At 54.2% G+C, this 3,180-nt stretch carries 5 protein-coding genes; 3 read left to right on the top strand and 2 right to left on the bottom strand.

Annotated features, from left to right (window positions below; translation table 11 throughout):
• Positions 1-244 (top strand): hypothetical protein (locus Q1B13_RS26640; protein WP_299800823.1); only part of this gene is annotated, 244 nt, incomplete at its 5' end.
• A gap of 12 nt (positions 245-256) precedes the next feature.
• Here Q1B13_RS26640 and Q1B13_RS26635 read toward each other — a convergent pair.
• Entirely contained in the window at positions 257-412 is a 156-nt protein-coding gene (locus Q1B13_RS26635) for a hypothetical protein (RefSeq protein WP_298938564.1), read from the bottom strand.
• Here Q1B13_RS26635 and Q1B13_RS26630 point away from each other — a divergent pair.
• Positions 353-982 carry a DUF3732 domain-containing protein gene (locus Q1B13_RS26630; protein WP_367180735.1) on the top strand — a complete coding sequence of 210 codons (630 nt, stop codon included), beginning with the start codon at positions 353-355 and terminating at the stop codon, positions 980-982. The two genes, Q1B13_RS26635 and Q1B13_RS26630, sit on opposite strands and share 60 nt — an antisense overlap.
• Positions 983-1,468: 486 nt before the next feature.
• Here the strand turns inward: Q1B13_RS26630 and Q1B13_RS26625 are convergent, their stop codons facing one another.
• A complete protein-coding gene (locus Q1B13_RS26625) occupies positions 1,469-1,786 on the bottom strand; it encodes a hypothetical protein (RefSeq protein ID WP_299085910.1) in 318 nt (105 codons plus the stop codon).
• Positions 1,787-2,046: 260 nt separating this feature from the next.
• Between Q1B13_RS26625 and Q1B13_RS26620 the strand changes: the two genes are divergently transcribed.
• Positions 2,047-2,904, top strand: coding sequence for a penicillin-binding transpeptidase domain-containing protein (locus Q1B13_RS26620; protein ID WP_299085908.1), 858 nt, complete (start codon positions 2,047-2,049; stop codon positions 2,902-2,904).
• The last annotated feature ends 276 nt before the right edge of the window (positions 2,905-3,180 follow it).

Raw genomic sequence — 3,180 nt, 5'->3', positions numbered from 1 at the left:
TCTCCTTGCTTTGCAAATGCGCAATGATCGCCGCCCGAGGGCGGCGGGGTCCATACCATTGGCTCCTGCAGAGCAAGGACCGCGTTTCACAAATAGCGCTTGGGCCGCATTTGCCCCTTTACCCGGTTCGTTACGCGACACGTTCATAGGTCGCACGACCGAGATGGGTCATGCGGTTGAGAGTTTTGACAGCGATCTTGGTTTCGGTTGTATAGGTCTCCAATTTGCGGCTGCGCAGCTCTGATCCGTTGACTTGTTAATAACGCCCGAACTGGGCCTCGCGGCGTGATCTTTGGCCATAGCCAGTGGCCTTCTGCCAGGCCATACGACCGCCCTTGACGATCATGTCGATATGGGTGTTGCGTGCGGCGCGCTCTCCGGGAACGGCGTTCTTCGGCGGCGGAATGATCAACTCGACATCCGCACCGAAAGCCTGTCGGATTGCTGCGGCGGTTGGTATATGGTTTCAAACTACTCGTCGGAAATGCTGGCGCAGTTGCCATCCGCCGAGCCATTGACCGGAGCTCGAATGCAATTTCTAGCTGATGAGAGAATTAGGGTCGTTAAGTCGGTGCGACAACGCTCGCTGAATATGGTCGAAGTCGGCTCAGATCAAAACTATCTCGCCATACACTTGGCGCTCCTGTTCGGTTTGCACAAACACTTTGAACAGGTTGCGTCCCCGGTTCCGGGTTTGTTGGTGATCGACCAGATAAGTCGCCCCTACTATCCTAAGGATGAAAAAGCTGAAGATGAGCGTGATCTTAGCGAAATGAAAGACGATGACGACTGGCGTTCCATGACCCAGATCGTTGATTTCATCTTTGCTGAAACAGCTAGGGCAGCCGGTCTGCAAGCCCTATTAATCGAACATGCATACATGGCAATTGACGCCCGATACGTTGATGCAACCGTGGAACGTTGGACAAAGGAAAACGGACGGAAGCTGATTCCCGATGATTGGCCTGAACGTACTGAGTAACCAGTGTCGAAGATGATCGTGCGCTCAAGGTCCGCTTTAGCTGCTTCAAAGTAATCACTTGTGCTTGCAGCGAACTTCTGCTTTCCACCCTTCCTGCAGATACCCTTGCGCTCACAGCATGAATTGTGCGCCCGCAACGAAAGTCCGGTTGGTGGCGATGGTGTTGAAAAACACGGTATTGCTAGCGCAGAAATCGATGTCCAGAATTTGCCGTGAGTGCCTTCCCAGTCAAGTTTTCCGCATTTGCTGCGGTGCAGGAAAGATCTTGGCTAGCTTGCGGAGGTTTTGGGCGGTGGCGGCGAGGAGAAATTCATCGTTGGCACCACATGGACCACGTAATCGAAGCCTGCCCAAAGGCTGCTCAGTTAGCCTTTGCGTACCAGTTGCAATAACCTAGTAGGAGTTATCAAAGCCGTAACTGTTCGTTACTCCAATAGTGCAAGTGTAACGCTGAGGTGTCGGAGGATCCGAACCCTGGTTTAATGTCTAAAATGCCGGGATAGCTTTCTCCATGAAAGGACTCAGCACCCAGAACCGATCTGGAAGATCGAACATCACTACCTGACCATCCGCACGGCAGGCTCGCGCACTTCTGGTGAATACTTGTTCGTTGTCTTCGTCATAATGCTCCACCCTACTCAAGAGTTGGAGCCTCCGGCAAACCCGGTGCGTTTCAGTATCCAGTGCTATCAGTTCATTGGCCTGAATGAACGCATCAAGACGAGACATGCCTTGACCCATCAGAACTTCAACCTGCCGTAACTTTGAGACAATCTCTTCAGGCTTCGGTCTCTTGCTTGCCATTCGTGGTCCTCCGTTTCCTAAACATAACGGTGGACCAGTTCAGTTGGGGAGGCTTAGATTCAGGCTGGGCTAGATCTGGTCAGCGGACTTGGCTGCCGTTCAGCGCGATTGTTGGAATGGCCGCTTGTCTCCAGGACCCTAAATGCCGATACGTTGGCTGAACCAATGTGTTTCGGTCGATCGACGCTGTCTTCCAGACATGTTGCTTGATGGTCGGAACACATTTGAAATCCCAACGCAACAACAACCCAGAGTGAATAATGAACCTTTGCACCGCCGTCATCGCTTGCTCCCTCTTCACTGTCGCCGCAATATTCTCTGGGGAGGCTGTCGCTGAGTCGCGCGTCATTCTTCCCGCCGCACCTCTTGCTGAGGAAATGACGGGGCGCGAAGTCAGTTTCCTGGCCCATAACTCTGAAACGCAAGCGAGTTGTGTGTTGGAGGATAGCGATCTCGAAACGCAATACGGGCCCTGGTCAACCTTCAAGATACCCAACCTTCTGATCGCATTGGAAACCGGCGTGGTAGACGGTCTGGAAGCGGAGCGGGCGTGGGATCAGCAGCGTCGACCAGCGGCCAACTACTGGCCCGACGATTGGCGACGAGACCAGACGCTCGAAAGCGCCTTCAGACGCTCAGCGGCGTGGTATTTTCAGGATGTTGCCGTCGATGTGGGAGCTCAACAATATCGGATGATCATGAACGACTGGAGCTACGGTAATGCAGCAGCCCCAGATAACTCAGACACCTTCTGGCTGGACCGGACCTTGCGCATCTCGGTCTCTGAGCAGGTCGAGTTCCTTTCGCATTTGCTGTCGGGGTCTTTTGACGTGGCTCCGGAGAGCCTCGAAGCGCTCACTATGGCAAGCCTGGACCGTAGCACCAATGGATTCAGACTCCACGGCAAGACTGGATCGGGTCCGCTTGTTCCAGGAGACTTCTCACGCCCCTTCGAAGGTTGGTACGTGGGATGGGTGGCAAGGAACGGTCTGAAGCCGATCCCCTTCGCGCTCTATGCCCAAGCTGCCACGTATGGTGAGATCAGAGACTTTCGGCGCCAATTCGCAATCCGGATGCTAATTGAGTGCGGATATCTTCCTGGCGGCTTTGACAGCTGATCGCGTGCGGCTTGCATCTCGCATTAGTAGGCCAATCGTAACGGCTGCCCAAAAAGGCCTTAACGGGCTTTGCGCGTTTCTCCAAAGCCGCTGCGTATCCCGGCCGCAGCATTGGTCACTCTGGGGCTTGCAACGGACGTTCTCCGCGACAAGTATTGACGGGTAGCATAAGCCCTTACCATCCGCGGGCACCAGAAACCATTGTGGCTTCATCATATTCTCGAGTTGGAGCCTCCGGTAAACCCGGTGCGGTTCAAGCCGCGTCATCAGATGCGG

Source organism: uncultured Ruegeria sp. (assembly GCF_947489545.1).
Lineage (GTDB): Bacteria > Pseudomonadota > Alphaproteobacteria > Rhodobacterales > Rhodobacteraceae > Ruegeria.
The sequence above is the reverse complement of the archived record's forward strand: the minus strand, read 5'-3'. Positions and strand labels throughout refer to the sequence as shown.

Bases quoted from the DNA above. Each gene is read 5' to 3' on its own strand.
- Q1B13_RS26625 (WP_299085910.1), bottom strand. From the start codon at position 1,786: ATGGCAAGCAAGAGACCGAAGCCTGAAGAGATTGTCTCAAAGTTACGG.
- Q1B13_RS26630 (WP_367180735.1), top strand. From the start codon at position 353: ATGGGTGTTGCGTGCGGCGCGCTCTCCGGGAACGGCGTTCTTCGGCGG.
- Q1B13_RS26620 (WP_299085908.1), top strand. From the start codon at position 2,047: ATGAACCTTTGCACCGCCGTCATCGCTTGCTCCCTCTTCACTGTCGCC.